Raw genomic sequence first — 25,183 nt, 5'->3', positions numbered from 1 at the left:
TGATTATGCATTGACCTTGATAGAAAAGGAAGTTCCTTTTTGTTTGGGGTCGAATGTGATTTGTGCAATCTCACACCTAAGGTCACTGTGAAGGGGGAGATTGCGAATTATGTGAACGCAAACTGTGGCGAGTTATTTGGTCACAAGTGGACGTTGGACGTGGCCAGGATTGGTCTTACTCGCTAGGTGTGCGAAGGGTGTTGAGAACAGATTGTTTCCCTGAAACAACGAAGCCTGCGCGGTTCCACTTTCCTGTTCGAGCAACCTTGGCGTCGGAAAGCAAAATCAATTTCCAAATGGGCGCGGGCTAGGCGCGGTTTTGCAACAATGTGGGCATGGCTTCGCTCCGACTCAAGATCGAACTCGAAAACATGCCTTGGCCCGTTGTCCGTGTGGTAGAGATCCCGTCAGACACCACGCTTTATGCGCTCCACCGTGTGATTCAAGAAGCATTCGGTTGGGGAAGCGCTCGCCTATATCAATTCGCGCAAGACGGAATGCGGTGGATGCCGTGGCCCCGCCACAACAACGAGGCCGATTCCATGGGCGTGCGGGTCAATGACATCGTCAACAAGGCCGGCGACGAAATGTATTACCTGTATGACTTCGTAGACCTGTGGTTACATCACATAACGGTTCTGGCCGCCCCGCCGACTCGCCCCACCTCAGCGCGGCTGCTTGAGGTCGTCGGGCCGGCCGCCTACGAAGGCGTCGGCGGGCCCAAGGCCTGGGGAGAGTTCGTCGCCGAGGTGGAAAAAGCCGCGCTTAATAACACGGATGTGGAGAAGTTTTTCGACTACTACATGGAAAATTTCTCCGATTACACCCCGCATGAGCTGCTGAGAAGCTTCGCCGAGGTAAGTCCTATCCATCAGGCGACGTGGGTGAAGTCCGTGGCTGCCATCAATTGCTTTGGCGAACGTGCGCACAAGAATCCCGCGCTCGACGCCGAACAGCTTGAAGAGTTGTTTGAGCTATATAAAAAGGAGCCTTTTGATGGGTGGACCACCACGCACCTGCGGTGGTCGCGGCGCTACGGGCGCGCGGTGGAGATACCAGAATTTGGGGCAGACGCTGTAGTCGGAGGAATCGACGATGATGGCGGCTTTGACTCCTATAGCGCTGCCGAACAGGCGCTGCAGGACTTCATGGCGAGGCAGGTTCCTGATATTGAAAACGCGGCGGTAACCCAGAGAATTGCGCAGCGCGCCGACACTCGCGGGGCACTGCCGGCGCTCGCCGACTTTTTTGCCAACCCCATGATTACTGAAATGGTGCGCCTGCAAGGCGAGGACGATCGCGAGCTTTCCGACGAGCACGCGCGCGTCATTGGCCAGCGGCTGCAAAGGCTCCTAGCGCTGGTGACGTTGGGGCACAGCCGTGAATCCATCGAGGATAAGTACCTCGCGGACCACGGCCAAAGCTATGACCCTAGGGTGCATGCCAATTTGTGGGAACGACTCGAGGAGTTGTTCCTCGTGACCGGGTGCGCCGACGGGCACGCCGAGCAGGACGACGCTGCGTTGGTAGCCAATGCCACTACGGCGCGCATGCTGGCAATGCCGCCGGAGGACATGGCCCGTGCCATGGCGCATCGGATCCCCGCTCACCAAGGCGTTTCCTACATAACGGCAATTGTGGGGCTGCTTAACAAGGTCTACGGAAGACAAGCGCGCGAGCAGCTTGCATGGCTGCGGGGAATGTCGCCTGCAGCCATCCTCGATGAGTTTTACAACCAACTATCGGCGATCTACTTCCCACCAGAGGTCTATCCCGGGGTGGAGTATCAGCGGATAGTCGCCTTCATCGACAAGGTCGATGCGGCCACCGAGTGTATCGACTTGCTCAAGGACACACACCATTTTTTGCCTCGCATTAACGCGGGAATCGTTGATGATGCGGAAGCGGGTCCGCAGGACGACGCAGTGCTCGCGTTCATGCGGCAGTGCCTGCGTCATGTCGATGCGCGCTGGTTTTTGTCACTTGAGGAAGGAACAGATTCGAAGAGGCGCTCGTATTAAAAGCGCATAGATGGCGTGAAACGACCCGCCAGCAGGCTCGGTCTGGTGGCGGGTTGTCACGCACGGTGAGTGTCGCTTTCACACTTCGTGGTCAAATTTCTTGAACACGAGATGAGGAATTTGTCGTAATGGGGTGAATGTGGGGACGTTTTTGGGCACAATGGCCACATGCCTAGCCTGAATCTGCAAGTAACGCTCGACGAGGCGCCGCGGCCGGTGACCCGCGTCATCGATATCCCGGCTGAAACGACCTTGCACGGACTGCACCTGCTCGTGCAGGCGGCTTTTGGCTGGGCAGACGCCCACCTGCACCTGTTTTCCAAAGGTGAAAAAATCTGGTGCCCAGCGCGGCTGCCCGACACCAACAATGAGGCAGGTGTGCGTGTTTCCGAACTCTTGACGCAGGTCGGCGACACCATGGCCTACACCTATCACTTCGGCGATCAGTGGAACCACACCATCACCCTGGTGGGCACCGACAACCGTGCCCGGAAAAAGGCCGCCTTAAAGAGTGCAACGGGCCTGACTCCCATGGAGGATATCGGCGGGATCGAGGCCTGGGCGGAGATCTTAGAAGACATCGACCTTGCCGCCGAGGGGCGCTGGGAGGAGCTTCATGACCGCGAACGCTACCGGCTCATCTTCCGCAACGAGCACGCCACTATCATCAAGCACTGGGCGGACAAGGCACACGAGAAATACTTCCGCGAAGACATCAACGCGGTCAAGAAGGCCGATCCCACAGCGGAGCCGAACCCGGACGACTACCCAGACTTCGGCGAGGACAGCTTCGACAAGGCCCTCGACACCTCTCTTTTGCTCGCGCGCGGGCTCATGGACATGGGCTACAGCGCGCAAGATGCCGTGGATGTCATCAACGAGAAGATAGCCACTTTCCACCTCGACATGAAGCCGTTGACGTCCGAAGACCTGGCAAACGCCAACTTCGATGCCTATGAGCATCCCGCGCAGGCGGGCAGTGTGAGCATCGGTAACCCCATCAGCGCCGCCAAGGGCGCCGGTTTGATCAGCACCAGCCAAGGCGGTGGCGAGGACGACGATGATGACTTCGACCTCTATGAAAGCGGCTGGTACGACGCCCTCATCAAGGAGCCCACACCCTTCGACGGCGATACCATTCCACAGCGCCTGTACGAGCGCGCCCAGCAGCGGGGCGTGCTGCGCGTCGTCGGCGACTACTTTGGGCTCTCTCTGCTCAATGAGATGATCGCCATGCAGGAGGAATCCTCGGCACACTTCAATGACACCCACGCCGAGTTGTTCGGCACCAAGATCCAAGCCGTCTATGCCATCATGCTCAACGACGATCCGCGGGAGGCCAAGGAAAGAGCACTGGCCACACTGCTTGGCCAACCGCTGGCCGTGGGCGATGCCATCCACAACGAGTTCGAATACCTCTTCCTCACCATCGAGTTTTTGGCGTGGACAGGCGAGGAACTCATCCCCGTGCCTGAAACTCGTAGGCTCCTGGAGTGCGACCCGGCTACCTTTGCCCGCGAGGTGGCCAGGCGCATGCCCGCCGAACGCGGGGAGCACTTCATCACCAGCATCATCGCGCTGCTTACTCTCGCCTATGGGGAAGAAGCCGCCCGCGCTCTGGGCCAGCTGCGCGATCACGATCCGATGATGGAAACTACCGAGTTTTATCAGGGCCTGGCGCGACTCTACTTCCCGCACCTGGATCCGGAGGTTGTCGAACTAGGGCCATTGCAGGAGATCTTCCGTCGCTTCGGTGGGGTGCGCGATAGCCTGCTGGAGATGTACCCATTTATTCCCAACCCGCTCTTCCCCGAGCAACAAACCCCGCACCCCACGTTGGTTGCGTTCGTCAAGGAAAGCCTCAGCCACCTCGATCCGCAGCATCTGCTTACCGAGGCGCAGGAGGGGTACCGGGATCACTCCAGGTAGTAGCCGTGCATCGTGGGAATGAAGCCACCGCGTGGGCGTCGGCAAGCAATTACTCGAATACGAAGGTGTTCAGGAACGCCTGTGCGCGCGGCGAGGAAGGGTTGGTGAAGAACTGCTTCGGCGGGGCCACCTCAACGATGCGGCCGGCGTCCATGAATACGATGCGGTCGGCAACGGCACGGGCGAAGGGCATCTCATGGGTGACCACCAGCATGGTCATGCCTTCCTTGGCCAGGTTCATCACCACGTCTAAGACCTCGCGGACGATCTCTGGGTCGAGGCTGGCTGTGATCTCATCCAAGAGCAAGGCCTTCGGCTGCATCATGAGCGCTCGCACAATCGCAACGCGCTGCTTTTGGCCACCGGAGAGCTCACGGGGCTTCGCGTGGGCCTTATGTGCCAAGCCGACGCGCTCGAGCAGTGCCAATGCGCGCTGCTCGGCCTCCTTCTGATCCGCGCCCTGCACGACCTTCGGGGCGAGCAGGAGATTCTTCAGCACCGTCAAGTGTGGAAAGAGCTCGTAGTTCTGGAAAACCATGCCGACCTGGGTGCGCACGTCTTTCCACTTAGTCTTGACCGCTTTCGGGTCACCGGCGGAAATGACTACGCCATCGAGCGAAATGGTGCCACCCTGGATGTCCTCAAGGCCGTTGACGGTCTTGAGCAGGGTCGACTTGCCACAGCCGGAGGGCCCGACGATCGCGATGACCTCACCGGGAGCCACCGCCAAGTTGATCTCATGGAGAGCCTGGAAGCCGCCGGGGTAAACCTTGTCCACGTCCTTGAGCTCGATGAGCGGGGTAGGGCCCGGGCCGGTTGGTGCAGTCTGGGGACCTAGAGCCTGATGTGTTGGAGCCTGGTGTGCTCCGGCTTGGGGATCATTGGAGGCGGGGGAATTGGGGACGCTCACTATGCTTGCCACCTTTTTTCGAGTTTGCGGGACGCCACGGAGATTGGAAAACAGACCAGGAAGTACAGCAAGAACACCACGCCGTAGATCCACAAGGCCGCGCCGGGGTAGTCGAAGCGGTTGGCGTCGATGATCTGCTGGGCGACCTTGAGTACCTCAACCACGCCGATAAGCACCACCAGAGAGGTGGTCATAATCATGCGGTTGGTGAGGTTGATGGTCAGGGGGATCAGGCCGCGTACCGCCTGCGGGAGGACCACGTAGCGGTAGAGGTTCATGCCCTCGATGCCTAAGGCCGCGGCCGATTCGAATTGGTGCTGCGGGGTGGCCTTGATGGCGCCACGAACCAGATCGCCCATCTCGGCGGTGCCCCACAAGGTGAAGACGATGATCGCGGCGAGCTTGGAGTCAAGGTTGATGCCAAAGCCGCGGGTGAGGTCGAAGTACACCAAAAACAGCAACACCAGCTGCGGCATGATGCGCACAAACTGCAGGTAGATCTGGGTGACTACCTGCACCACGCGGTTGCGGGAGGTCATGATGACACCCAAGATCGTGCCCAGCACGATGGACAAGGCCATGGAGGACAACGCGATTTCCACCGATACCCACAGCCCTGACAAAAGGCGCAAGAAGTTGTTCCCTTGGAAGAGGACGTCAAGATCCGAAAACACTGCCGCGCACCTTCCTTTCCAGCCAGCCAGCACCCAGAGAAATGGGCAGCAAGATAATCAGGTAGAACACCACGAGCAGCAGCAAGGCCTCGCGGGTCTCATAGCTTTGGCCGATTTGTTCCTTGGCGGTGTAAACCAAATCGGGCAGGGCCACCACGCTGACCACAGAGGTCTCCTTGATAAGGAAGATGACGTTGGCGGTGATGGCTGGGAGTGAAATAGTGAAGGCTTGAGGCAAGATGACGTGCCGCAACGCCTGCAGGCGCGACATGCCCAGGGAAACCGCCGATTGCATCTGAATCGGCTGAACCGCCTCCAGTCCGGTGCGGATTGCCTCCGACATGTAGCTACCTCCTAAGAAGGCAAGGCCTACCACCGCGCAGGTCTCCGACTCCAAGGTGATGCCTACCTTTGGCAGTCCGAAGTAAAGGAAGAACAGCTGCACCAGCAACGGGGTGTTGCGGGAGAGCTCGACATAGGCGGCAACGATCCAACGCAGCACTGGGGTGCGAAACAGGTTGATCGTGGCGCAGGCAAGCCCCACGATAAAGGCAACCAGAATGCCTTTAGCGGCAACTCTCACAGTGAGAACTGCCGCCTCGGCATACATTGGAAGGTTGTCGAAAACAACCGAAGTATCCATGTGTTTTGGGTTTTTAATAAATGGCGCGGTTTAGCGCTCTTCAGCGGAGAAAACGAGCTCTTCGGGCTTGATCTGGTCGCCGTAGACCGGAAGCAGGGTCTTTTCGAAGTCATCGAAGAAGAACTTCTCGGAGTCCAAGGTGACCAGCTCCTCGTTGAGGAAGTCCAAGACGGTGGAGTTGCCCTTGGCAACGGCTGCCGCGATGTTGTCGGGATCGCCCAGGGAGGTGATGCTTGCGGAGAAGCCCTCGGTCTGGCCAGCCCATGCCAGTGCCTCGGTGTTGTCGGTGACCCAGGCGGCGCCACGGCCGTCGATCAGGGCGTTGGTGACCTCGGTGTACTGCTCGTACTTCTGCAGCTTGAGCTCCGGGTGCTCCTTTTCGAGGTAGGACTCGGCGGTGGTGCCCTTGACAACGAGGACGGTCTTGTCGGCCAGCTCGGAGACGTCCTTGATCGGAGCGCTATCCGGGGAAGCGACACCGAGGGAGACCTTCAGGTACGGGTTGGCGAAGTCAACCTTCTCCTTGCGCTCGTCGGTGACGGTGAAGTTGGCGAGAATGACGTCGACCTTGCCGGTGTCGACGAATTCGACGCGGGCAGCGGCCTCGACCGGCACGTACTCAACCTCGACGCCGAGGTCATCTGCAATGCGCTTGGCGTACTCGATGTCGTAGCCCTCGTACTCACCCTCGGAATTGACGGAACCAAACGGAGCCTTGTCGGAGAACACGCCAACCTTGATCACGCCGGAGGACTTGATCTCATCCAAGGTGCGGAAGGTGGACGAACCGCTGGCTGCGGATCCGCTGGACTCGGAGTTGCCCTCCGAGCTGGAGCTACCACCCGAGCAAGCGCTCAGCAGCAGCATTGCCAGGGTAGACAGGAGCGCGATGATAAGGACTGAGATCCGCGTATCGCGGCGTGACAGTGTTCCGGACATGATGATCTTCCTTTTTGATTCTTGAATAACTCGTGCTGTGTTGCGTTCTTCGAGACTTCCGGCGACGTTGCCCGCGCGAACGAGGTCGTGCAAGGAGGGCGGCCATGCGGCGTCGGAAGTAGTCAAGCCGAACTAGCTTGTTCGGTTAGTGTATACAGGATTGTCTATTGTGGGAAGTGAAAGGTGAATAAATCACACTTCACATGAGGAATGGAAAGCGAAACGCCCGGTCTATTAAGAGGTTTCTCCAGCGACGCACAAGCGCGGGGAGCGGGGCTTTTGTGAAAGATCCGGTTGCCAACGCCGCCTTCCATTGCTTGCCGACGCACCCTGCACCGCTTGGCCCGTGTCCCCCCTGCTTATACGTCCCGGTTGTGCGTGCGGTGTCTATCGCTTGCCGACGGCCACGGGGCACACGCGCGCATGAGTAGGCGAGCGATGGTGAAGATGAAGAAGCAGAGCCGGCCGCAACGGGCATGGCAGCGCTGAGTACGAGGTCGCGGCTGGCGGCGTCGGCACGCAGGACGCGAAGCCGGACTAGTCCGGGAAAACCGTTGGATTAAGCAGATGCGTGACCGTGGAAGGAACGTTGTCGGCGGAAGGCAGATTGGTGTCCGCGGCTTCCACATAGACGGTAACGTGTTGACCTTCGAGCGACCAATAATCGCCCGCGGGGACCACATAGCTGGCCGTGACCTGCGAGGTTCCATTGCCGGAATCGGCCTCGATCGTGATGGGTGAATCGAGCCGGAGCAACAAGAAGCGCTCCTGCGGATCCACCCCCTCGGCCAGGTATTGCCCGTCGATGTTCGCGGCGCTATACGAAACCAACGTCCCGGTAAAGACGTTGCCTGCCTGTGCCGCCGCCTCGGGGGTCGGCGTGGATTCGGTCTGCGGGGTAGGCCTTCCTAGACCATCGTCAGATACTCGCCCCGCCGAACCGGCGGGAATATGCGTGGTGGACACCGCTGCGAGGGCATCCAACCCCGCTGGGTCAATGGAGCTAAACCACGCAAAGTCGAGGAAGTCGCGGACCGTATCGGAAGCTGCGGTGCTGGCGGTTCCCGTCGTCGCTTTCTCGGTCTGGCCTGCCTCTGTGGCGGCGTCTAATGCAAATCCATAAACGCCCACGCTGGACAAAGCGCCACCTTCGAGCGCGAGGGCTTCTGCCTGGTCAGTGCGTGCGACGTTGGTTATGCCTGTGTCGATGCTGGTAGGTGCGGTGTCAGCGGTCGTCGAGCGTGTGGTGTCAAAAGTCAGTTGATAAATGAAATCATGCGCCGCGGAGAAGCGAATCTGAAGGTCTTGACCCAACTCGTTCACGCCCTGGTGGACAATGGTGCGGGCAACAACAACGGCATTGTTGGGATCTGTTGAGACAACGAACACCGGATTGGCGGCATGGGCACCCGCGCGCAGCAACATTTCCGGGCGATCATCGCCAGTGAACTCGCCAATGGCGTAACTAAAGCTATCCTCGCTGCTCGGGGTGTATTCCGCGCCCGCCTGTGCACGCGCCGCAGCCGGGTCCGCAAGCAGTTTCTCATAGGCCACACGCACCGCCTGGATCCCTGTTGGTTCCGCGTTTTTGCTTGCCGACGCCACCGGTGCCACGGTCGTGCTCGCAGCAGTGCTGGTGGCGGGCTGGGTGGAATCTTCATCGGTGCTTCCACATGCGGAAGGCGTCAGCACTGCGATGCTCACGGCGCAGGCCACGTGCAGGCGGCTTGAACGGCTACTGCCGGGCGGGCGCTGGCGGCCACCGTGAGATTCGGTGCGTGCGAGTTTATCCATGAGACATCCTTAGCGGTGAAAAAAACTTCCGCGTGGACACCTGCCCGCCGCGGGCGACTGTTGGCTGGTGCGTGTCAAGTAGCGAGCGGGGATGAAAAGGTGCGATCGGAGGTGTGTGGGCGGCAAGAAAGTACCGAGACATGGCCGTGCGAGGTAAGAGAACATCATTCCTGACAACTGGAGTTGACAACCGGCCTCTCATGGAGAAAAGGGTCTTCCGTCCCGCGAGGAATGGTTGGCACAATCGGCGCATGGAGAAAGTGAAGCTAAAAGTAGAGCTGCATGACAGCTACATCGTCGTCGACCGATTCATCGACGTTCCCCGCGGCACCACCTTGTATGGCCTGCACCGGATCATCGCCGCGGCCTTCGGCTGGGAGGAAGAGATCTCTTTCTTCTCCCGCGAAAACCTTCTGGAGTCCCCGGATTTTCAGGTCCATGCCATAGACATGAATGAGCGTGTGGAAAATGTGCTGAAGGCTTACGGCCAAGCAATCTTCTACCACTACAACGAGGACAACATCTGGCCTTTCACGGTTACTTTCCTGGGGCATGCCTCTGCTGACAACGCACACGGGCGTGCCCAGCTCATAGGCGGTCTCGGCACGGCTGAAAAAGATTATTACGACGAGTACCACATGTGGAACGACGCCATCGAAGCTCTCGATCATCTCACCCGCCTCGAGGTTGCTCAGTATTGGGAAGACTGGGAGGACTTTATCGACGTCAGCGACGAGCGCGACGTTGAGTATTGGTGTGACTTTGTCGAGCCTGGAGACGACCTCGAGGCAGTACTGGATTCTCAGATCTGCCTCGTGGCTGAGCACTTCGAACGCCTGGCTCATTCGGTGGCAGCAATCGACCCCTTCGAACGTGCCGCACACGCTAGTGTTCCTGCCTCTTAAGGGCTCGGCGCACGACAAGAGCGGCGAGGAGGCTTCCTGCAGGGTTGTTGAATGCAGCAGTGGATGTCCAAGGTGAGAGGGTGTTTACGGCTGAGGCTCGATGGGGTTTGTGATATGCCGAGGTGCGACGAGCAGGGATGTTTTGCCTACACAACGAATTCATAACAAAGCAGGCATTGAGGGTGCGCACTCTTCGGTGTTGTGGATAGGTAGGGGATATGGAAACACGAAACGACAATCACCGTCAGAACAACGAAGCGGTGAGCTATGCGCTTCGTCGGCTGGAAGTTGCGGAAAACGCACTCATGGACGCGCGCCGGGTGCTAGCACAGCTCGATGCTTCCGCAGTGGCATCCCTTTCGACACCGCAGCCACCTCACACGGCCAATCAGGACATGCCGCTCCTGCAACCAGGTCCTGTCGCTATGCCGCTGGCGTCGCCTGATGCGCCGGCCTTTCGGCCGATGCCGCCGGCACATGATCCCAACCAGCGTCGTGGCCGTGGGTGGGTTGGTCCGCGACCCGCGCCGGTGCCCCAGCAATCGCAGCCGGCTGCGCGCACGACGGCGGAGCTCACCGCACAGGCGACGCGTAATCGCGAGTCGAACCTGATTCGTGCCGTGGCGATCGGCGGCGGCATCATCACCTTCCTCGGCGTGGCCTTTCTCGTGGCCATTGCCATCCAGATGGGATGGCTTGGACCTGTGGGCCGCGTCATCCTCGCCTACCTGGTGTCATTAGTTCTTCTCGGGGCGAGCTACCGCTACCGCAATGCCGCGCCGCAACCGGCGCTGACCGCATTGATGACCACAAGCCTTTATACAGTGCTGATAACAACGCACGCGGTCACGGCCGTGTACAAATGGATCCCGCCCAACCTTGCGGGAATGGTCATGCTGTTATGCTACGGCGCGGTGGGGTATTACAACTGGCGCTTCTTTGCCGCCAAGGGCGGGCAGGGGACAGCCCAGTGGCTGGCGCTGGGTGCCGCGGCAATCTGCCTCTACACCCCGCTGGCCAGCGAGGTGCCAGATCATCTGACCTTCGCGCTCATCCCTTTGCTGATAGCAGGCTTCGGGATGGTGCATAAGGATGCGATACTTCAGGGCATCGCCACCGTCACCGCTGCAGTGGCCTTAGCTGCCGCGATCTTTTTCGATGGGCGCGAATACCCGCTGCTGATCGCGGTGATCGTTGTGGTTCAGACGTGGGTGCTGCTGTGGGCGGGCGCAGATCGCACTGCGGAAGGCAAGGAAGGTGCGGTCGCACCGGAGGACGTGCAAGGTGGCAAGCGGCGACCAAGCATTGTGGCCGCGGCTCCGCTGTGCCTACCCCTCGTCGCCGCAGTATCAGATCGTTTAGATGTGGCGCAGTGGCTGGTGCTGCTTGCGGCAGTCGGCGCGTTCGTGATGTCCCTGACGGTCTTTCGCAGCGAGCGGGTGCGCAACGCCGCAATCGGCGTGCTGCCGATTGCCGCGTGGGCCACCCGCGGACCTGCGATGGTGCGTTTGGAGTTTATTGATTCCACCATCTTGATGGTCTGGTCGGTGGGCGCGCTCGTGGTGTTTTTCGCCCTTTTGCTTGCCGCCATGCGCTTTATCGAGCAGGCATGGGTGACGGCAGTCTGGGCGGTGTGCGCCATCGGAATCACCGCCGACCTCGGCTTGCCCGTGCTGACCTTGGACTTCGGCCAGCGCGCACCGGATTCGCTCCTGGCTGCGATCGTGATCTGGGTAGCGCTGATCGCTGCGGTTGGCGCGCGCCCGCTGTGGCCAACCAGGCGGGATACCCCCACGGAGATCATCGCGGTCCTTGTGGGACTGTATCTATCCATGCTTGCCACGGTGGGGGTGGGCATGCACCTGGGGTGGATGCTGGGCAACGCACGCGGAGGCATGTTGATCGCCCATGCTCTGGTGTCGATCGCATGGATGGCGCTGGCCGCGCGTTTCCTGCTTACCCGCGCCGGGCGGCTGACCAACCTCGGCGCGCTCCTCGCGCTGATCGCCGTGCTGAAGTTGGTGTTCTATGACCTCGCGGCCTTAAGCGGCATTGCCCGCGCGGTAGCCTTCCTCATCTGTGGCCTCGTGCTGCTGGCGGTCTCGGTGCGCAGGGCGTCGCTGAAGCAAAACGAAAACCTCGATAACGCCGCGCCGGAATCGCCGGTCGATGCAGGGGAGCGGCCTGTGCCTTAATTCACAGCCTGCGGATCTGATAGTGGCGCAGTTCGGGAATACTATAAATATGATAAGTCAACAAAGCGTGGGTGTGGCCACGAGGACCAGTGGGCGCCGCTTGCGAAGGCGGCGCTGGTGGCGTCGGCAAGCACAACAATCGGTTTGCCTGCCCGTCGGTATAAAGGCCGACATAGCCTGGGCGATGCATCCCGTTTTGTTGATTGCTATCGACAGATACCATTTTTCGACGTCGTCGGCGCCCCGTCGCGCTCGTGGCGTTTGCTCATTCTCGATATTTCGAAAGGGACTTGTATGAAGATCGGCATTATCCTCGGATCCACCCGCGACGGACGCTTCGGCGCCGCTGTTGCTGAATGGCTCAACGCGATCGCGCAGGAGCGCGGCACCGAGGCCACCTACGAGCTGCTCGACCTCAAGGACTTCGACCTGCCGTTTTTTACCGACGCCACCCCGCCGATGGGACTGAACAAGCAGTACGACAACGAAAAGACTCAGGCCTGGAGCGACAAGATCGACGCCCAGGACGGCTTCGTCTTCGTTTCCGCCGAGTACAACCACTCCGTCCCGGCAGCCTTCAAGAACGCCGTCGACTCCCTGGGGCCGGAGTGGAAGGAAAAGCCAGTTCTGCTCGCCGGATACGGCTGGGCAGGCGGCGTGGATGCGATCACCGCATGGAAGCCAGTGCTCAATGGCTTCGGTATGCCGGAGGTTGCCCCCGCCTTGTCGTTTAACCTCGCCACCGAAATGGTTGAGGGCGCGTTCGTGCCAGCCGACGGCCAGCGCGAGACCGCCGAGCAGGCGCTCGCCGCCCTCGAGGCTGCACTGGCCTAAAAAGCCAAATTCATTCAACGTCCAACGAAGCTACCTGCTACGTTGGGCGTTATGTCTAACGAGCAGAGGTGGAGCACCACGTGGGGGCTCGCTGGCTATCTGCTGGTTATTTGTTCTTTGACCATCTTCAAGGGTTTCTATCACATCGGCCCACTGTGGCGCCCCGAGCGTCAGCGCGTGCGCCGCATCGAACCTATCCCCTTCGACATGCTGCTGATGTCCCGGTCATGGTTTGCCCCCAACTTTGAATACGTGGGCAATATCGGGCTCTTCGTTCCCTTTGGGGCCCTAGTTGTGGTCACCTGTGGACTATGGGGACGCGCGGACCGGCTGCGCCGAGCCACGCTCATCGGATTCGCCCTGAGCCTGTGCCTTGAAGTACTGCAGTTCCTCTTCGCACTCGGGCGCAGCTACATCGACGACCTGATGTGTAATACTTTCGGCACCTTTCTGGGTGCTTGGCTGGCTTTGCGTCGTGGCCCCGACAAGTCCTGGTGGTGGATAGGTCTAGGGATAGTTCTGACCTTTGTGTTTGCCGGAATAGAAGTCCTTGCGGGTGGCTTCTAATCCAGGGCGGGCGGCCACGTTTTCAGGTTGAATCGTCGCTGGCTAGGTTCAGGTGTGGCCCCAGGCAGGGCTTTACTGACACGCCCGAGTCTGCTTGCGCGAGGATAATGGGGGCATGATTGACATCGCTTCCTTCGGCGCCCACATCCTCAGCGCCACCGCTATTGGTCCCGCCCGTGAAATGGGCGAGATCTTTTGGCTTTCCACACTCACCACAACCGCCGGCCCGCGGGCAATCCGCGGCGGGGTGCCCGTGATCGCCCCACAGTTCGCCGACCTCATGGACGGTCCGAAACACGGTTGGGCGCGGGTTACTCCGTGGGAGGTGGTCGGCGAGGGCGTGGCTCAGCCACAAGGTGCTGGCGGTAGCAACGCGGGCGTGGTGAGGGCAAGCGTCTCCCGCGCCCACGTCGAACATGATGGGCTGGCGCTTGAACTGCTGACTACGAGCACCGAGCAGGGGATCGACGTCGTGCTCAGCGCGGTCAATGTGTCTGAAAAGGAGGCGCGGATTCAGCTTGGGCTACATCCGTATTTCCGCGTGGGCGACGTCGAAAAGCTCCACGTTACGGGTCTGGACGGTGCCGATTTATACGATCGCGCACAGGATGCGCATACCGTCGGTACGGCTCAAACCACCTTCCGTGGGGAGTTTGACCGTATCTGCCGGGGCGCAGCGGAGACGGTGAGCATCATCGATCCGGTTGTGGGCAGGCGCATGGACGTGCGTGGCATTGACAATGACGCCTTCGTGGTGTGGAACCCCGGCGAGCAGCTTGCCGCTACCATTTCGGATATCCATCCCGGTGGTTGGCGGGAATTCCTCTGCGTGGAACCGACCCTGGTGGGGCCTAGCCTCGATGGCCGGGAGCTTGCGCCCGGCGCCCGCGCGCGGGTCGGGATGAGCGTCACGGTTTCCCCGCTGGGGAACTAGCCTGCCGGTGGCTTGAGGGGACGCTCATCGGCCTTGTTCGGGTCGATGAGTCCTCAAGCGTTGGCGGAGCATGTCGGCGCGCGTAGTCCGGGGTGGCGTGCGCGTTTGCGAAGCAGGTTTTATTGTGGCTATCCTCAACTTACTTTTCTTAAAGGATTGAATTTTCATTAAGCTGGTTGTGTTGGGAGTGGCGGATGGAAACGGAGCAGGCACGGGCAATAGCTGCCCCGCGGGGGCGCAGCCGCGTGCTTGTCCTCGCGGCGCTGGGGTGCGTGTTGGCGGTGGCCATGTTCATCGGCACGAGCCTAGGGCCGCTGGGTTTTCAACCGGGCCTCGTATGGCAAGCGCTGCGTGAACCACAGGATCCGGCCAATGCCTTGGTCGTCGCCGTGCGCTTGCCTAGGACGCTCGTCGCCGTGATGGTGGGGGCGAGCCTAGCGGTGGCAGGGGCGGCGATGCAAGCGGTCTTTCGCAACCCGCTTGCCGAACCGGGGATTACCGGTGTGAGCAGCGGCGCCGCGGTGGTGGCGGTGGTGATGATCGTCTTCGGGGGCTGCGCCCACTCATTCCTGCTGCCCTTTGGCGCGTTCGCCGGTGCGCTCATCGCGGTGCTCATCGTCCAGTTCATCGGCGGGCGCGGTGGCACGCACACGATCTTGCTGGTGGGAATTGCGCTCAACGCCTTGCTCGGGGCCATCATCGCCGCGGTGATCGCCAATGCCGTCAATGCCGAGGATGCACGTTCGGCAATGTTCTGGCTCAACGGCGACTTAAGCGGGCGCACGCTTGCCGACGCCGCCCTAGTCGCAGTCCCCCTTGCCGCGGGCCTGCTTGCGGTCATGTTTTATGCGCGAGAGCTCAACCTGCTGGCGGCAGGCGAGGCGATCGCGCACACCTCCGGCATGCAGGTTGCGCGCACCAAGCAGATCGTCTTGTTCGCAGCCGCACTGACCACCGCCGCCGGCGTTGCCATCACCGGCATCATCTCTTTCGTCGGGCTGGTGGTGCCGCATGTGGTGCGACTTATCTGGGGAAGCGATCACCGACTCCTGCTACCCGCCTCCGCGCTGGTCGGGGCCACCGGGCTGCTGGTGGCAGACCTCGGGGCGCGGCTTGTCTGGCAGCCGGTTGCACTCCAAACCGGCACCGTCACCGCATTGGTGGGTGCGCCTTTCCTCCTCTTCCTCGTCATGCGCCACACCACCCATCAGCAGTCCCCGGAGGCAGGTTGATGAAGAACGATAACCCCACCGTTGCGGTTAGGATCGACGATCTTGCCGCAGGCTACCGCAACCGGCGCCAGCGCAGGAAGATCCTGCAACACGTCAGCCACGAATTCCGTTATGGTGCGGTACATGCGATTGTTGGGGCCAACGGGGCGGGAAAATCCACCCTCATCAAGGCCATCGCGGGGCTGGTTCCTAGCACCGGTGGGCTGCTTATCGACGGACGCGATGCTAGGACGTTGTCACCGCGCGAGCGCGCCTGTGAGATCGCTTATGTGCCCCAGCACCTGCCACAGGCGGTGGAATGCAGCGGGCGGGACTTTGTGCGTCTGGGGCGCTACTCACGTTCGCGCCGCTTCGCCGGGCTCAGCGCCGCAGACGAGCAGGCGGTGGCGGAGGCACTGCAACAAAGCGGCGCCATCGCATGGGCCGACACCCCGGTGTGCGCGACCTCCGGCGGGCAGCAGCAGCTGAGCAGCCTGGCCCGGGCGTTGGCCCAGGAGCCTAAGATCCTCCTTCTCGATGAACCTACCAGCGCCCTCGACATCGCCCACGAAACCCAGGTCATGCGACTGCTTGGCCCGTGGGTGCGGGCGGATCCGCGCCGGTGCGTGATCATTGTCGTCCACGATCTCACCCTCGCCGCCCGCTACTGCGACGAGATGCTGCTCGTCCATGACGGAGGGATCGCCCATCGCGGAAGCCCCGGCGAGGTGCTCCACCCCGATCACATCCGTCAGGCCTTCGGGGTGGAGGTCACCGTGGGAAGGCATCCAAGCCTGGGGTTTGTTGAGGTCCATCCCTTGTAGCGCCCTGCAAGAAAACAGCCGTGGGGCATGCACTACCCCGCGCCAAAGCTCAATGAACTTTTCACTGAAAGAACAAGACTCACTCTGATTTAGATAAGGACTCTACTTTGCCAATGAATGCCATCCGATCCCGCCGCGGGCTGTTGCCCCTTGTCCTCACTGTCACCGTGTTCTTAGGCGCCTGCGGAAGCAGCGAGCCTGGCGAGCAGGGTGCCAACGGCGGCCCCGAGTCCAGTGCTGCGGCACCTGCGGGGATGACCAGCGCCGCGAGTAAATCCGGTGCTGCCGACGCCGCCGAGGCCCCGCAGCGCATCGTCGCCGTGACCAGCGATGTAGCCGGTATCGTCCTAAGCCTCACCGGCGGGGATCGCGTGGTGGCGGTGCCTGCCAGCTTGAAGTCCGCGCCGGGCCCGGTGGCCCAGGCCGCGAGCGCGGTGGAGGCGACGTTGCCTCCGGGCACCGACCCCGAGGTCGAGCAGGTCTTGGCGCTGCAACCAGACCTGGTCATCGCCACCACCCGGCACGGCGGCGAGAAGTCCCTGGCGGACCAGCTTGCCACAACCGGGGTACGGTCACTGGTCATCGACCCCGACGACTTCACCACCCCGGAGGGCGTTGCCACGGCCACCCGCGCGATTGGCGCGGCCGTCGGCATGCAGGCGGTGGCTGAGGAAAAGGCGGCCCAGTTCGAAAAAGACATCGCGCGACAACAAGCGCGCGCTGAGGGCGTCGGCAAGCACCCACGCGCGCTTGCGCTCATGTCCCGCGGGCCACAGGTCATGGCCATGGATGACTCGCTCATGCTGCCTGGGCTCATCGGGCGTGCGGGTGCGGACTACGCCGCCGCCCGCATCGGGGTCACCAACACCCGCCCGATCGACGCTGAACAGCTGCTCGCCGCCAATCCGGACGTGCTATTCCTCGAGGATTTCCAAGGCCAGGGGCGTGCGCCTTTCGAGGAGCTGCTGAAGAACCCCGCCGTGGCAGAGGTCCCGGCGATCAAGAACAATCAGGTTCACGTGATTGCCCAAAGCGATGCCTCGGGGATCTCAGCGCTGAATACCGCAATCGGATTCGGCCAGATCATCGACGTGATCGAACAGAGCTAACAGCGAAGAAAACGGATCCGCAAAAGGACGCCGACAGGGATGAGAGGAATAGAATCCACGGTTATGACTCACCCGACCGGCCACCGCACAGGGCAGCACCCGCCCACGCCTTCTACCACGGCGCCCCCGCATAGCAGCCCGCATAGCCACCCGCGCGGGCCAGAGACCGGGCATCCGGAGGCGCACCCGCATGCTCACCCGCAGGGCACCCAGCATGGTCATCCCCATGCCGCACAGCAGGGTTCGGCTTTGCTGGCAACGCTGAAGACCTCGTGGAAGACACGGGCAGCGCGAGTGATAGCGGGCGCGACTATCGTGCGTTATGCCGCGTGGGCAGGGTGGTCGATCGGGATTGGCATGCTTATCGACGGCCACCGGGCCGCAGTGCTCATCGCCGCAGGCGTGCTCGGCTACGCCCTCGCCCAGGCCCTTTCCGCCTACCATCAGCAGCGTCAACCCCGCGCGGCCGAAAAAGGGGTGCGCGCCGGGCTGCTGCGCGCGCTGTGGTCGCAGCCCGAATACCGCGCGCCTGAGGCGGGAGCGGGTGCCGATGTCGCCTTGATGACCCACGACGTGGAGAAGTACACGAACAACACTTATGGATTTCAGGGACTCATCCTCGGCGCGGTCGCAGGCCCGGTGCTGGTGCTGATTTTGCTGGGAATCGCCGTGGACTGGGCAAGCGCACTGGCAACCGCCGCCGCGCTGGTATTGGCACCTGTTGTTATCGGGTGGTTTCAGAAGAAGTTCCGCGCCGACGCCGGGCGCTCCCGGCGCATGCGCGCCACGCTGGCCGCCCAGTTCACCGCGATGGTGCGCGGTTTAGAGACCATCGAGCGCCACGGGGCAACCGAACGCATCCACGCCCAGCTGGAAAACGCCGGCGAACGCAATCGCCTGGCCACCATGAAGCTGCTGTCCCGCAACCAGCTCGTGCTGTTTGTCTCCGAGGCAGCGTTTGCACTGTGCACCATCGCCGTCACCGTCATCATGGCAACCTGGCGGCTGACAACAGGCGCGATCACCAACGGGCAGGCCGCAGCATTGCTACTGGCCAGCATCGCTTTGACGAGCCCCCTGCAGTTGGTGGGCAGCTTCTTCTACATCGGTATGACCGGCCGCGCCGCGGGCGCCGCGATGGGGCGTTTCCGGGCTCGGGTTGCTCCCAGTCGCGGTGCGGGCACGGGAGCCGCCGTGGGTGTTGAGCCCGGCGGCACAACTGACCACAGGACGGAAGGCACGACAAGGCATGAAAGCACGCAAAAGGCTGAAGGCCATGCCCCCGCACCGGTGACGGATCCCACAGCTGCGCACGCGCGCGTTACCTGGACGACCGAACCCATCGTGGGCCTTGACCGCGCCAGCATCGCCCGCGGGGACAAGGTTTACTCTCGGATTCGATACCGTCCTCAGTGACCGCGCCAGCATCGCCCGCGGGGACAAGGTGCTTGCGCGGGATATGAGCTTCCAGGCCCGCCCCGGGCACCCGGTGGTGGTGCGCGGGAAGTCGGGCGTGGGCAAGTCCACCGTGCTCGCCGTCCTCGGTGGCGCGCTGGATCCGGTAGCCGGAACGGTGCTTCGCCCACGCCAAGGCAGCGCGCTCATTTCCCAGCGCACCTGGCTATTTACCGGGACGCTGCGCGAGAACCTGCTGCTGGCCGCCCCAGACGCAAGCGATAAGCAGATCACGGCAGCGCTTGACGCAGTGCACATGGAGGATGTCGTCGCACAGCGAGGACTCGATGCCCCGATCGGTGAGGATGCCGCCTTCGTCAGCGCCGGTCAGGCCCAAAGAATCAGCCTCGCCCGCGGCTTGTTGTCCGGGCGAGGGGTGATACTGTGCGACGAACCCACCGCCAACCTCGACCCGGAAACCCACGCGGAGATCATGGCGCTGCTTGGCCAGCTTGCGGCCACCCACGCCGTGGTCATGGTCACCCATCACCCCACCGCCAGCCTGCCGAATGCACAGGTCATCACCATGGCAGCTGAAAACGACGGGCACCGGGGAGGCGGCCTGCGATGAGCACCTTTGGCTGGCTTTTCAAAGCCACGCGAGGATTTACAGGCGCGCTGGTTGCCAGCGGATTACAAAGAATCCTCGGTCTCGTTGCCTACCTCGCGATGGTGTGTGCTGCGGTTGTCGCCATCAGCGAACGCGACTGGCGGCTGGTGTGGCTGGTGATAGGTTTCGGACTGCTTAAGGCCTTGCTGCGATATGGCGAACAATTCTGCGGGCATTGGGTTGCGTTCAAGGTCTTAGAACAGTTGCGCGCGCAGGCGTTTGCGGCACTGGCCACAACCGTCGGTGATCAAGGTGCCGACACCGACCGCCGAACAACAGGCGATATCGTCGAGCGCCTGACCAAAGACATCGACCGCTTGGAGGTCTTCTACGCCCATACGCTCGTGCCGATTCTCAGCGCCGGGCTCGCCCCCTTCATTGCCGCGGCGGCAACCTGTGCGGCGACCGGCAACGGCGCAGCCGCCGCAATCACGATCGCCTCCGGCCTCGTGGTGTGGGTGGCCGCGGCCACCGGGCTGGCACCCATGTTTCGCGCCAACGAGGCGGTGGCTTTATCCCGGGGCACGCTTACCCACCAAGTCACCGACGTCGTCTTCGGGCACGCCGAGGTGGTGGGTTACCACATGCAAGAAGGCCAGCTCGCGCGCATCGCCGATACCGACAACCGCCTCCTCCAGGCGGCTGGCACCCTTGCCCGCTGGTCAGGGGTGCGCGCCGGGTTGAGCGCCGGCGCAAGCCTCGGTGGGGCATCCCTGATGGTGAGCATCGGCATGCCGTGGCCCGAGGCGCTTATGGCCGCGCTCATCACTCTCACCGCCTGCATGCACGTCGCCGCCATCGAACAATTAGCCCCAAGCCTGTCCGCGGCGTTGGCATCGGCGCGGCGGGTACGACACCTGGCGCAACCTCCCATGAATACGCCGCCACACCCATGGCCGGGTGGGGTGTGTGAGCTTATGGCCCCAGGGCTCAACGGCGGGCAACCACTCACGCTGGCACCCGGCGACTACGCGGTGATCACCGGCCCATCGGGAGTCGGCAAGACGAGGCTTCTGCGCTCGGCCATGACCTTGGATGCCGCAGGGACAGTAACGATAGGCGGCATCGACGTGCGCTCAATTGGCTTCGATCAGCTTCGCTGCCACGTCATGTTCGTGCCCCAGAAGGCGGTGACCTTCCCCGGCACCGTCCGCTTCAACCTGACGCTCGGCGCCAAGCATGCCGACGCGGAGATCGCGCGGGTGCTCGACATCGTGGAACTCGGCGAACATGTCGCAGAACGCGGGCTTGACTCCCCGATGGGGCAGTGGTCCGGCGGGCAGCTCGCCCGTGTGGAAATAGCCCGAGCCTTGCTGGCCAAGCCCGAGATCCTGCTTTTAGATGAGCCCACCGCCCATCTCGATCGAGCGCTTGCGGCTCGGGTGCGCTTAGGGATCCGCACGTACCTGCCGCAGGCAATCATCGTCGAGATTGCCCACGATCCTGATTCGATCCCCTTTGCACATCAACACGTCGTCTTTGCTGACAGCTAAATTAAGGAGGTTTTTTCGGCATCATGCGGGGAAAGCTGTTGTCCGCAAGTTGGCAGTTGAATGGAATAACAATCACAGCTTGCTCACAGTAGTCCTGCCTAGCCTCGGTTCCCATGACGTTTACACGAATGGCCTCACACAAGGCGATCACGGTAACGCTGGCAGTGGTGGCGTTACTCGTGGTGGCGCTGACCCTGTTCAAAGGCGAGCTCAGTCTCGGCGGCCTGTGGTCTACCTCCGCGCACGCCGGGCATCGCTCCCTCAACCTCCAACCGTTTTACAGTTGGCAACATTATTCGGTGTGGTGGGGTCCGTGGACGAACACGATTGGCAACATCGTGATGTTTGTCCCTCTGTCGTTTCTGATTACCGGCTGGCTCAACCAGCGCAGCAGCACCCGGCATCCCGCCGTCTGGGCCGTCGTCATCGGTATCGGCCTGAGCCTTTGCATCGAGGTCGCACAGTTTGCCTTGGCCGTGGGCTATTCGGATGTTGATGACCTCATGTTCAACTCCGTCGGCGCCGTCGTGGGTGCGGTGCTGTTTATCCGGTTGGGCGCTCGCAAGCGGGGCATAGTGACAGCCTTCTCGCTGTTGGGTTCTGTGCTGGTGCTGGCCCTGATGCTGGCAAGCTCGACCTATCTGCTTGACTAAACGCCGATGCCGTGGGTGGTTCCCGAAAAGGGAAGCACCCTTTTTTTCTTCCTTCGGCATGCCACGGCTGCCCCGCGCGTGGAGCTAATTCTGGCAGCCGGGGCACCAAAACAGGTTGCGGCCTTCCAACACCACGTGCTCGATCGAGGTGCCACACACGAAACAGGATTGCCCGGCCCTGCGGTAGACGTAGACCTCCCCGCCATGATCGTCCTTGCGCGGCGGGCGCCCCATCGCCTCCGGGGTATGCTGCGGGCGCACCGTATCGATTCGACCGCGTTTGGCGCCGTAGCGCATGAGCCCCACCAGATCCTCCCAGATCGCATCGAGGCGGGGGCCTAGTTGCCGGCCGGGGGTCATCGGATCAATACCCAGCCGAAACAGGGTCTCCGCGCGATAGATATTGCCCACACCTGCAAAAAGATGCTGGTCCATGAGCAGCGAGCCGATTGAACGCGACGAGCGCGCGACCTTAGCCTTCACCGCGTCAAAGTCCGCGTCCGGCCGCAGCGGGTCCGCGCCCAGCTTGCCGACGGCCACGGCCTGCTCCTGATCGGTGATGAGCCGGCACCACTGCGGGCCGCGCAGATTGGCCGCCACCTCACCGCCTTCGATGTGCAGCCGGATTTGCCCCTTGGTCTCGGACGGCGGGTCGAAGTGCAGGGATCCGATCAACCCCAGGTGGATGGAAACGATGCGCTGCGGGGTCGGGGCATCGAACTCGATGAACAGGTGCTTGCCGAAGGCCTCGGCGGCTGCCAACCTATGGCCGTCGATAAGCGAGGCCTCGGCCGAAAAACGGCCCTGCGGGGACGTGACCACCGGCGCGGTACCGGCGAAATGGGAATTGATCTCTCGCGCAAGACGGTGAATAACGTGACCTTCGGGCATGGACAAACATCTTAAGCCACGGGTTAGGATGAGAGCGTGACTGTTGGCAAGATTCTCCTCTATTACAAGTTCACCCCGATCGCCGACCCCAAGGCGGTGATGCTGTGGCAGCGCGAGCTCTGCGAGCTGCTGGGGCTCAAGGGCCGCATCCTCATCTCCGAACACGGCATCAACGGCACCGTCGGCGGCGACATGGATGCCTGCAAGGCCTACATCAAGCGCTTCCGCGAATACCCCGGCTTCAAGGGCACCGAATTCAAGTGGTCCGAGGGCGGGGCGGAGGATTTCCCGCGCCTATCCGTCAAGGTTCGCGACGAGATCGTGGCCTTCGGCGCGCCGGGTGAGCTGAAGGTGGACGAAAATGGCGTCATCGGCGGCGGCGTGCACCTCAAACCGGAGGAGGTCAACAAACTGGTCGAAGAGCGCGGCGACGAGGTCGTCTTCTTCGACGGACGCAACGCGATGGAGGCGCAGATCGGCAAGTTCAAAAACGCCGTGGTCCCCGACGTGCGCACGACCCACGACTTCATTCGTGAACTCGAGTCCGGCAAGTACGACTGGATGAAGGACAAGCCCGTCGTCTCCTACTGCACCGGCGGCATTCGCTGCGAGATCCTGTCCTCGCTGATGAAAAACCGCGGCTTCAAGGAGGTCTACCAGATCGACGGCGGCATCGTCCGCTATGGCGAGAAATATGGCAATGACGGGCTGTGGGAGGGCTCGCTCTACGTCTTCGACAAACGCATGCACATGGAATTCGGCGCAGGCATCGAAGACCCCGGATTCATCCAGCTGGGGCACTGCAAGTGCGGCAAGCCCACGAATAAGTTCGAGCACTGCATCAACGAAGATAACTGCCGCGACCTCGTGCTCATGTGCCCCGACTGCTACGAGCACCTCGAGACCCGCCATTGCGGCAGGCCCGAGTGCGCTGAGGTGGCAGCCCGCATGACGGCCGAAGCGGCGCACGCCTGAGCGCGCTTGCCGACGATTCCCCTACCTTGCCTTCTTGCTGGGTAGGGGCTTGATTTATTGAAGGCCACGGGGTGAGGTGACCCCCTTCGAGGCTTAGCCGAGGTGCGGCAGCTGCAGGAAGGCGTTGAAAAGTGCGGCGATCAAGGCGCCGATTACTCCCAGCACGGCGACAATACCCAGCACACTCGTGGAGCTGCCCGCGCCCTGGTCATCCGATTGGGTGTCCTGCTTGCATGGCGAGGTGTAGGTCTGTGCGGCGAGAATGCCGGAGCCGAGCGTGGCGCCGTCATCAGCCCACAGGTACCGGGTGCCGCAGCTGGTGGCGAAGCTGGCAAAGCCCTCGGTGGCCAGGTTGTCGATGCCGGTCGGGCGGGCCTGATAGGAAAGCGTGCCGTCGGAGCCCACAATGGCGGACCGGCCCTCGCAGGCGTCGTCGCAGGAGATGCGCAACGCGCCATCCTCATAGTTGAGGGAGGCCACGGCTTCGAAGCCGGTGGCGATGCGCTGGGTGAGCGTGGCCTTATTGCCTGCGCGATCCAGCTTCAGGAACATGACCTCCGCGGTGGATTCGATGCCCACCCCGAAGGTGCCGGTGGCGGGGTCGAACTCGATGGCCTCGGGGCCGCCGTTGGCGCCGATCGTGCCGGTGAACTCCGCAAGGTTCCACTCGTTGGTCGCCGTGAGTTCGGCAGGTTGGTCAGCGGAGGGGACATCGAAGCGCAGGATGGATGGGCGCGAGACGGTCTTGGTGGCATTGTCGCGCTCGGTGGCGACATAGATGCCCTCGTCGGTGACGGTGACGCCCTCGGCGTCGGGCTCGCCGGTGCCGTCGGCATAGCGCAGCTGCCAGTGGCCTGCGACCGAGTAGGCGCCGGTGGCCTCGTCGAAATCGAGGGCGTAGAGCTCGCCCTTATCGTTGTTGACGACCCAAGCGCGGCCTGCGGCATCGACATCGGCGCCGGAGAAGTCCTCGGCGGCGAAGGATTCGCCGAGTTCGACTGGTTTGATGGAAAGGCCAGCCGGGCTAAAGGGGGCATCCTCCGGGGTGTTCGGGGTAGCCGGGGTGAAATCGTTGCGCAGGCCGCGGGTGGGAGCGGAGGTCACCTCGATGGCACCCGCGTCGGTGCGTCCGAGCGTGGTGGTGGCATGTTCGGTCCACGACACGCTGTCGACCTGCGCGCCGGCGGCGTCGGAAAGCGTGACGGAGTCCTTGCCGCCGAGGCCGAAGGTGTTGCCATCGGGTGAAGAATCGGTGTCGGTATAAAAGGCGAAATACCCACCCGATTCAATGACGGTGCCAGCGGGGAAGGTGATGGGGGTGTGGGAGGCATCTCCGTCGATGAGGGACCAGCCGGAGATGTCGACCGACTGGGAGGTGTCGGTGTTGTGCAGCTCAACCCAGTCGCCCACGGTATCGCCGTTGGACTCCACCTCGTTGATGACAACGCTGGGGGCTGGGGTGGCGGTGGCGCTTACCGCAGTGGCGGTGCCGATTAGGGAAAACGCCGTAGCTACGGCACTGAATAAAGCGAGACGATGACGCACAAGGGCCTCCAAACAAATCCGGGTTCATGACCCCGAAAAGGTTAAGAAGCTTCAGTAACCGCAAGATGAACT

At 62.1% G+C, this 25,183-nt stretch carries 22 protein-coding genes; 15 read left to right on the top strand and 7 right to left on the bottom strand.

From position 1 onward, the window contains the following. Positions 1-335 precede the first annotated feature (335 nt). Both PAB09_RS12705 and PAB09_RS12700 read left to right on the top strand, forming a co-directional pair. Entirely contained in the window at positions 336-2,021 is a 1,686-nt protein-coding gene (locus PAB09_RS12705; protein ID WP_271033997.1) for a plasmid pRiA4b ORF-3 family protein, read from the top strand. Between the two features lie 168 nt (positions 2,022-2,189). After that, the gene (locus PAB09_RS12700) at positions 2,190-3,950 is read left to right on the top strand and encodes a plasmid pRiA4b ORF-3 family protein (protein ID WP_271033996.1); all 1,761 of its coding nucleotides are present in this window, start codon (positions 2,190-2,192) and stop codon (positions 3,948-3,950) included. Between the two features lie 49 nt (positions 3,951-3,999). On the opposite strand, the gene PAB09_RS12695 is transcribed toward PAB09_RS12700, so the two are convergent. The 5 genes from PAB09_RS12695 to PAB09_RS12675 all read right to left on the bottom strand — a co-directional run bounded on the left by PAB09_RS12695 (position 4,000) and on the right by PAB09_RS12675 (position 8,910). After that, positions 4,000-4,743: an amino acid ABC transporter ATP-binding protein gene (locus PAB09_RS12695; RefSeq protein ID WP_271035401.1), complete on the bottom strand. Its 744-nt coding sequence runs from the start codon at positions 4,741-4,743 to the stop codon at positions 4,000-4,002. Positions 4,744-4,859: 116 nt separating this feature from the next. Next, on the bottom strand, positions 4,860-5,534 hold the full coding sequence (locus PAB09_RS12690; RefSeq protein ID WP_271033995.1) for an amino acid ABC transporter permease: 675 nt from the start codon (positions 5,532-5,534) through the stop codon (positions 4,860-4,862). After that, complete coding sequence (locus tag PAB09_RS12685; RefSeq protein WP_271033994.1) at positions 5,518-6,177, bottom strand: amino acid ABC transporter permease; 660 nt, start codon at positions 6,175-6,177, stop codon at positions 5,518-5,520. Before PAB09_RS12685 ends, PAB09_RS12690 begins: the two co-directional genes overlap by 17 nt. Positions 6,178-6,207: 30 nt before the next feature. After that, entirely contained in the window at positions 6,208-7,242 is a 1,035-nt protein-coding gene (locus PAB09_RS12680) for a transporter substrate-binding domain-containing protein (RefSeq protein WP_271033993.1), read from the bottom strand. A gap of 411 nt (positions 7,243-7,653) precedes the next feature. Beyond that, on the bottom strand, positions 7,654-8,910 hold the full coding sequence (locus tag PAB09_RS12675) for a hypothetical protein (RefSeq protein ID WP_271033992.1): 1,257 nt from the start codon (positions 8,908-8,910) through the stop codon (positions 7,654-7,656). A gap of 251 nt (positions 8,911-9,161) precedes the next feature. Between PAB09_RS12675 and PAB09_RS12670 the strand changes: the two genes are divergently transcribed. From PAB09_RS12670 to PAB09_RS12615, 12 genes are all read left to right on the top strand, one after another. Next, on the top strand, positions 9,162-9,815 hold the full coding sequence (locus PAB09_RS12670) for an IS1096 element passenger TnpR family protein (RefSeq protein WP_271033991.1): 654 nt from the start codon (positions 9,162-9,164) through the stop codon (positions 9,813-9,815). A 218-nt stretch (positions 9,816-10,033) separates the two neighbouring features. After that, the gene (locus PAB09_RS12665) at positions 10,034-12,010 is read left to right on the top strand and encodes a hypothetical protein (protein ID WP_271033990.1); all 1,977 of its coding nucleotides are present in this window, start codon (positions 10,034-10,036) and stop codon (positions 12,008-12,010) included. 294 nt (positions 12,011-12,304) lie between these two features. After that, positions 12,305-12,844, top strand: a complete 540-nt coding sequence (locus PAB09_RS12660; RefSeq protein ID WP_271033989.1) for an NADPH-dependent FMN reductase — start codon at positions 12,305-12,307, stop codon at positions 12,842-12,844. A 51-nt stretch (positions 12,845-12,895) separates the two neighbouring features. After that, a complete protein-coding gene (locus PAB09_RS12655) occupies positions 12,896-13,411 on the top strand; it encodes a VanZ family protein (protein ID WP_271033988.1) in 516 nt (171 codons plus the stop codon). A gap of 115 nt (positions 13,412-13,526) precedes the next feature. Next, positions 13,527-14,345: an aldose epimerase family protein gene (locus tag PAB09_RS12650; protein ID WP_271033987.1), complete on the top strand. Its 819-nt coding sequence runs from the start codon at positions 13,527-13,529 to the stop codon at positions 14,343-14,345. Between the two features lie 194 nt (positions 14,346-14,539). Further along, positions 14,540-15,577 carry a FecCD family ABC transporter permease gene (locus PAB09_RS12645; protein WP_271033986.1) on the top strand — a complete coding sequence of 346 codons (1,038 nt, stop codon included), beginning with the start codon at positions 14,540-14,542 and terminating at the stop codon, positions 15,575-15,577. Beyond that, a complete protein-coding gene (locus PAB09_RS12640; protein ID WP_271033985.1) occupies positions 15,577-16,380 on the top strand; it encodes an ABC transporter ATP-binding protein in 804 nt (267 codons plus the stop codon). Before PAB09_RS12645 ends, PAB09_RS12640 begins: the two co-directional genes overlap by 1 nt. 113 nt (positions 16,381-16,493) lie before the next feature. Beyond that, positions 16,494-17,489, top strand: coding sequence for an ABC transporter substrate-binding protein (locus PAB09_RS12635; RefSeq protein ID WP_271033984.1), 996 nt, complete (start codon positions 16,494-16,496; stop codon positions 17,487-17,489). 63 nt (positions 17,490-17,552) lie between these two features. Then, on the top strand, positions 17,553-18,905 hold the full coding sequence (locus PAB09_RS12630) for an ABC transporter transmembrane domain-containing protein (RefSeq protein WP_271033983.1): 1,353 nt from the start codon (positions 17,553-17,555) through the stop codon (positions 18,903-18,905). Next, positions 18,841-19,515, top strand: a complete 675-nt coding sequence (locus PAB09_RS12625) for an ATP-binding cassette domain-containing protein (protein WP_271033982.1) — start codon at positions 18,841-18,843, stop codon at positions 19,513-19,515. The genes PAB09_RS12630 and PAB09_RS12625 overlap by 65 nt, the downstream gene beginning before the upstream one ends. Next, positions 19,512-21,047, top strand: coding sequence for an ATP-binding cassette domain-containing protein (locus tag PAB09_RS12620; protein WP_271033981.1), 1,536 nt, complete (start codon positions 19,512-19,514; stop codon positions 21,045-21,047). The genes PAB09_RS12625 and PAB09_RS12620 overlap by 4 nt, the downstream gene beginning before the upstream one ends. Before the next feature lie 113 nt (positions 21,048-21,160). Beyond that, the gene (locus PAB09_RS12615) at positions 21,161-21,700 is read left to right on the top strand and encodes a VanZ family protein (protein ID WP_271033980.1); all 540 of its coding nucleotides are present in this window, start codon (positions 21,161-21,163) and stop codon (positions 21,698-21,700) included. 84 nt (positions 21,701-21,784) lie between these two features. On the opposite strand, the gene PAB09_RS12610 is transcribed toward PAB09_RS12615, so the two are convergent. Then, positions 21,785-22,591: an Fpg/Nei family DNA glycosylase gene (locus PAB09_RS12610; protein ID WP_271033979.1), complete on the bottom strand. Its 807-nt coding sequence runs from the start codon at positions 22,589-22,591 to the stop codon at positions 21,785-21,787. Between the two features lie 36 nt (positions 22,592-22,627). Between PAB09_RS12610 and trhO the strand changes: the two genes are divergently transcribed. Next, positions 22,628-23,566 carry an oxygen-dependent tRNA uridine(34) hydroxylase TrhO gene (trhO, locus tag PAB09_RS12605; RefSeq protein WP_271033978.1) on the top strand — a complete coding sequence of 313 codons (939 nt, stop codon included), beginning with the start codon at positions 22,628-22,630 and terminating at the stop codon, positions 23,564-23,566. Between the two features lie 93 nt (positions 23,567-23,659). Here trhO and PAB09_RS12600 read toward each other — a convergent pair whose 3' ends face one another. Further along, positions 23,660-25,111, bottom strand: coding sequence for a lamin tail domain-containing protein (locus tag PAB09_RS12600; protein ID WP_271033977.1), 1,452 nt, complete (start codon positions 25,109-25,111; stop codon positions 23,660-23,662). Positions 25,112-25,183: the final 72 nt, after the last annotated feature.

It is taken from the genome of Corynebacterium sp. SCR221107 (assembly GCF_027886475.1).
GTDB lineage: Bacteria > Actinomycetota > Actinomycetes > Mycobacteriales > Mycobacteriaceae > Corynebacterium.
The sequence above is the reverse complement of the archived record's forward strand: the minus strand, read 5'-3'. Positions and strand labels throughout refer to the sequence as shown.

Excerpts from the sequence above, each read along its gene's own strand:
- PAB09_RS12675 (WP_271033992.1), bottom strand. The coding sequence starts at position 8,910 with ATGGATAAACTCGCACGCACCGAATCTCACGGTGGCCGCCAGCGCCCG.
- PAB09_RS12615 (WP_271033980.1), top strand. The coding sequence starts at position 21,161 with ATGACGTTTACACGAATGGCCTCACACAAGGCGATCACGGTAACGCTG.
- PAB09_RS12650 (WP_271033987.1), top strand. The coding sequence starts at position 13,527 with ATGATTGACATCGCTTCCTTCGGCGCCCACATCCTCAGCGCCACCGCT.
- PAB09_RS12705 (WP_271033997.1), top strand. The coding sequence starts at position 336 with ATGGCTTCGCTCCGACTCAAGATCGAACTCGAAAACATGCCTTGGCCC.
- PAB09_RS12670 (WP_271033991.1), top strand. The coding sequence starts at position 9,162 with ATGGAGAAAGTGAAGCTAAAAGTAGAGCTGCATGACAGCTACATCGTC.
- PAB09_RS12630 (WP_271033983.1), top strand. The coding sequence starts at position 17,553 with ATGACTCACCCGACCGGCCACCGCACAGGGCAGCACCCGCCCACGCCT.
- PAB09_RS12645 (WP_271033986.1), top strand. The coding sequence starts at position 14,540 with ATGGAAACGGAGCAGGCACGGGCAATAGCTGCCCCGCGGGGGCGCAGC.
- PAB09_RS12640 (WP_271033985.1), top strand. The coding sequence starts at position 15,577 with ATGAAGAACGATAACCCCACCGTTGCGGTTAGGATCGACGATCTTGCC.
- PAB09_RS12635 (WP_271033984.1), top strand. The coding sequence starts at position 16,494 with ATGAATGCCATCCGATCCCGCCGCGGGCTGTTGCCCCTTGTCCTCACT.
- PAB09_RS12685 (WP_271033994.1), bottom strand. The coding sequence starts at position 6,177 with ATGGATACTTCGGTTGTTTTCGACAACCTTCCAATGTATGCCGAGGCG.
- PAB09_RS12655 (WP_271033988.1), top strand. The coding sequence starts at position 12,896 with ATGTCTAACGAGCAGAGGTGGAGCACCACGTGGGGGCTCGCTGGCTAT.
- PAB09_RS12665 (WP_271033990.1), top strand. The coding sequence starts at position 10,034 with ATGGAAACACGAAACGACAATCACCGTCAGAACAACGAAGCGGTGAGC.
- PAB09_RS12620 (WP_271033981.1), top strand. The coding sequence starts at position 19,512 with ATGAGCACCTTTGGCTGGCTTTTCAAAGCCACGCGAGGATTTACAGGC.
- PAB09_RS12700 (WP_271033996.1), top strand. The coding sequence starts at position 2,190 with ATGCCTAGCCTGAATCTGCAAGTAACGCTCGACGAGGCGCCGCGGCCG.
- PAB09_RS12610 (WP_271033979.1), bottom strand. The coding sequence starts at position 22,591 with ATGCCCGAAGGTCACGTTATTCACCGTCTTGCGCGAGAGATCAATTCC.
- PAB09_RS12660 (WP_271033989.1), top strand. The coding sequence starts at position 12,305 with ATGAAGATCGGCATTATCCTCGGATCCACCCGCGACGGACGCTTCGGC.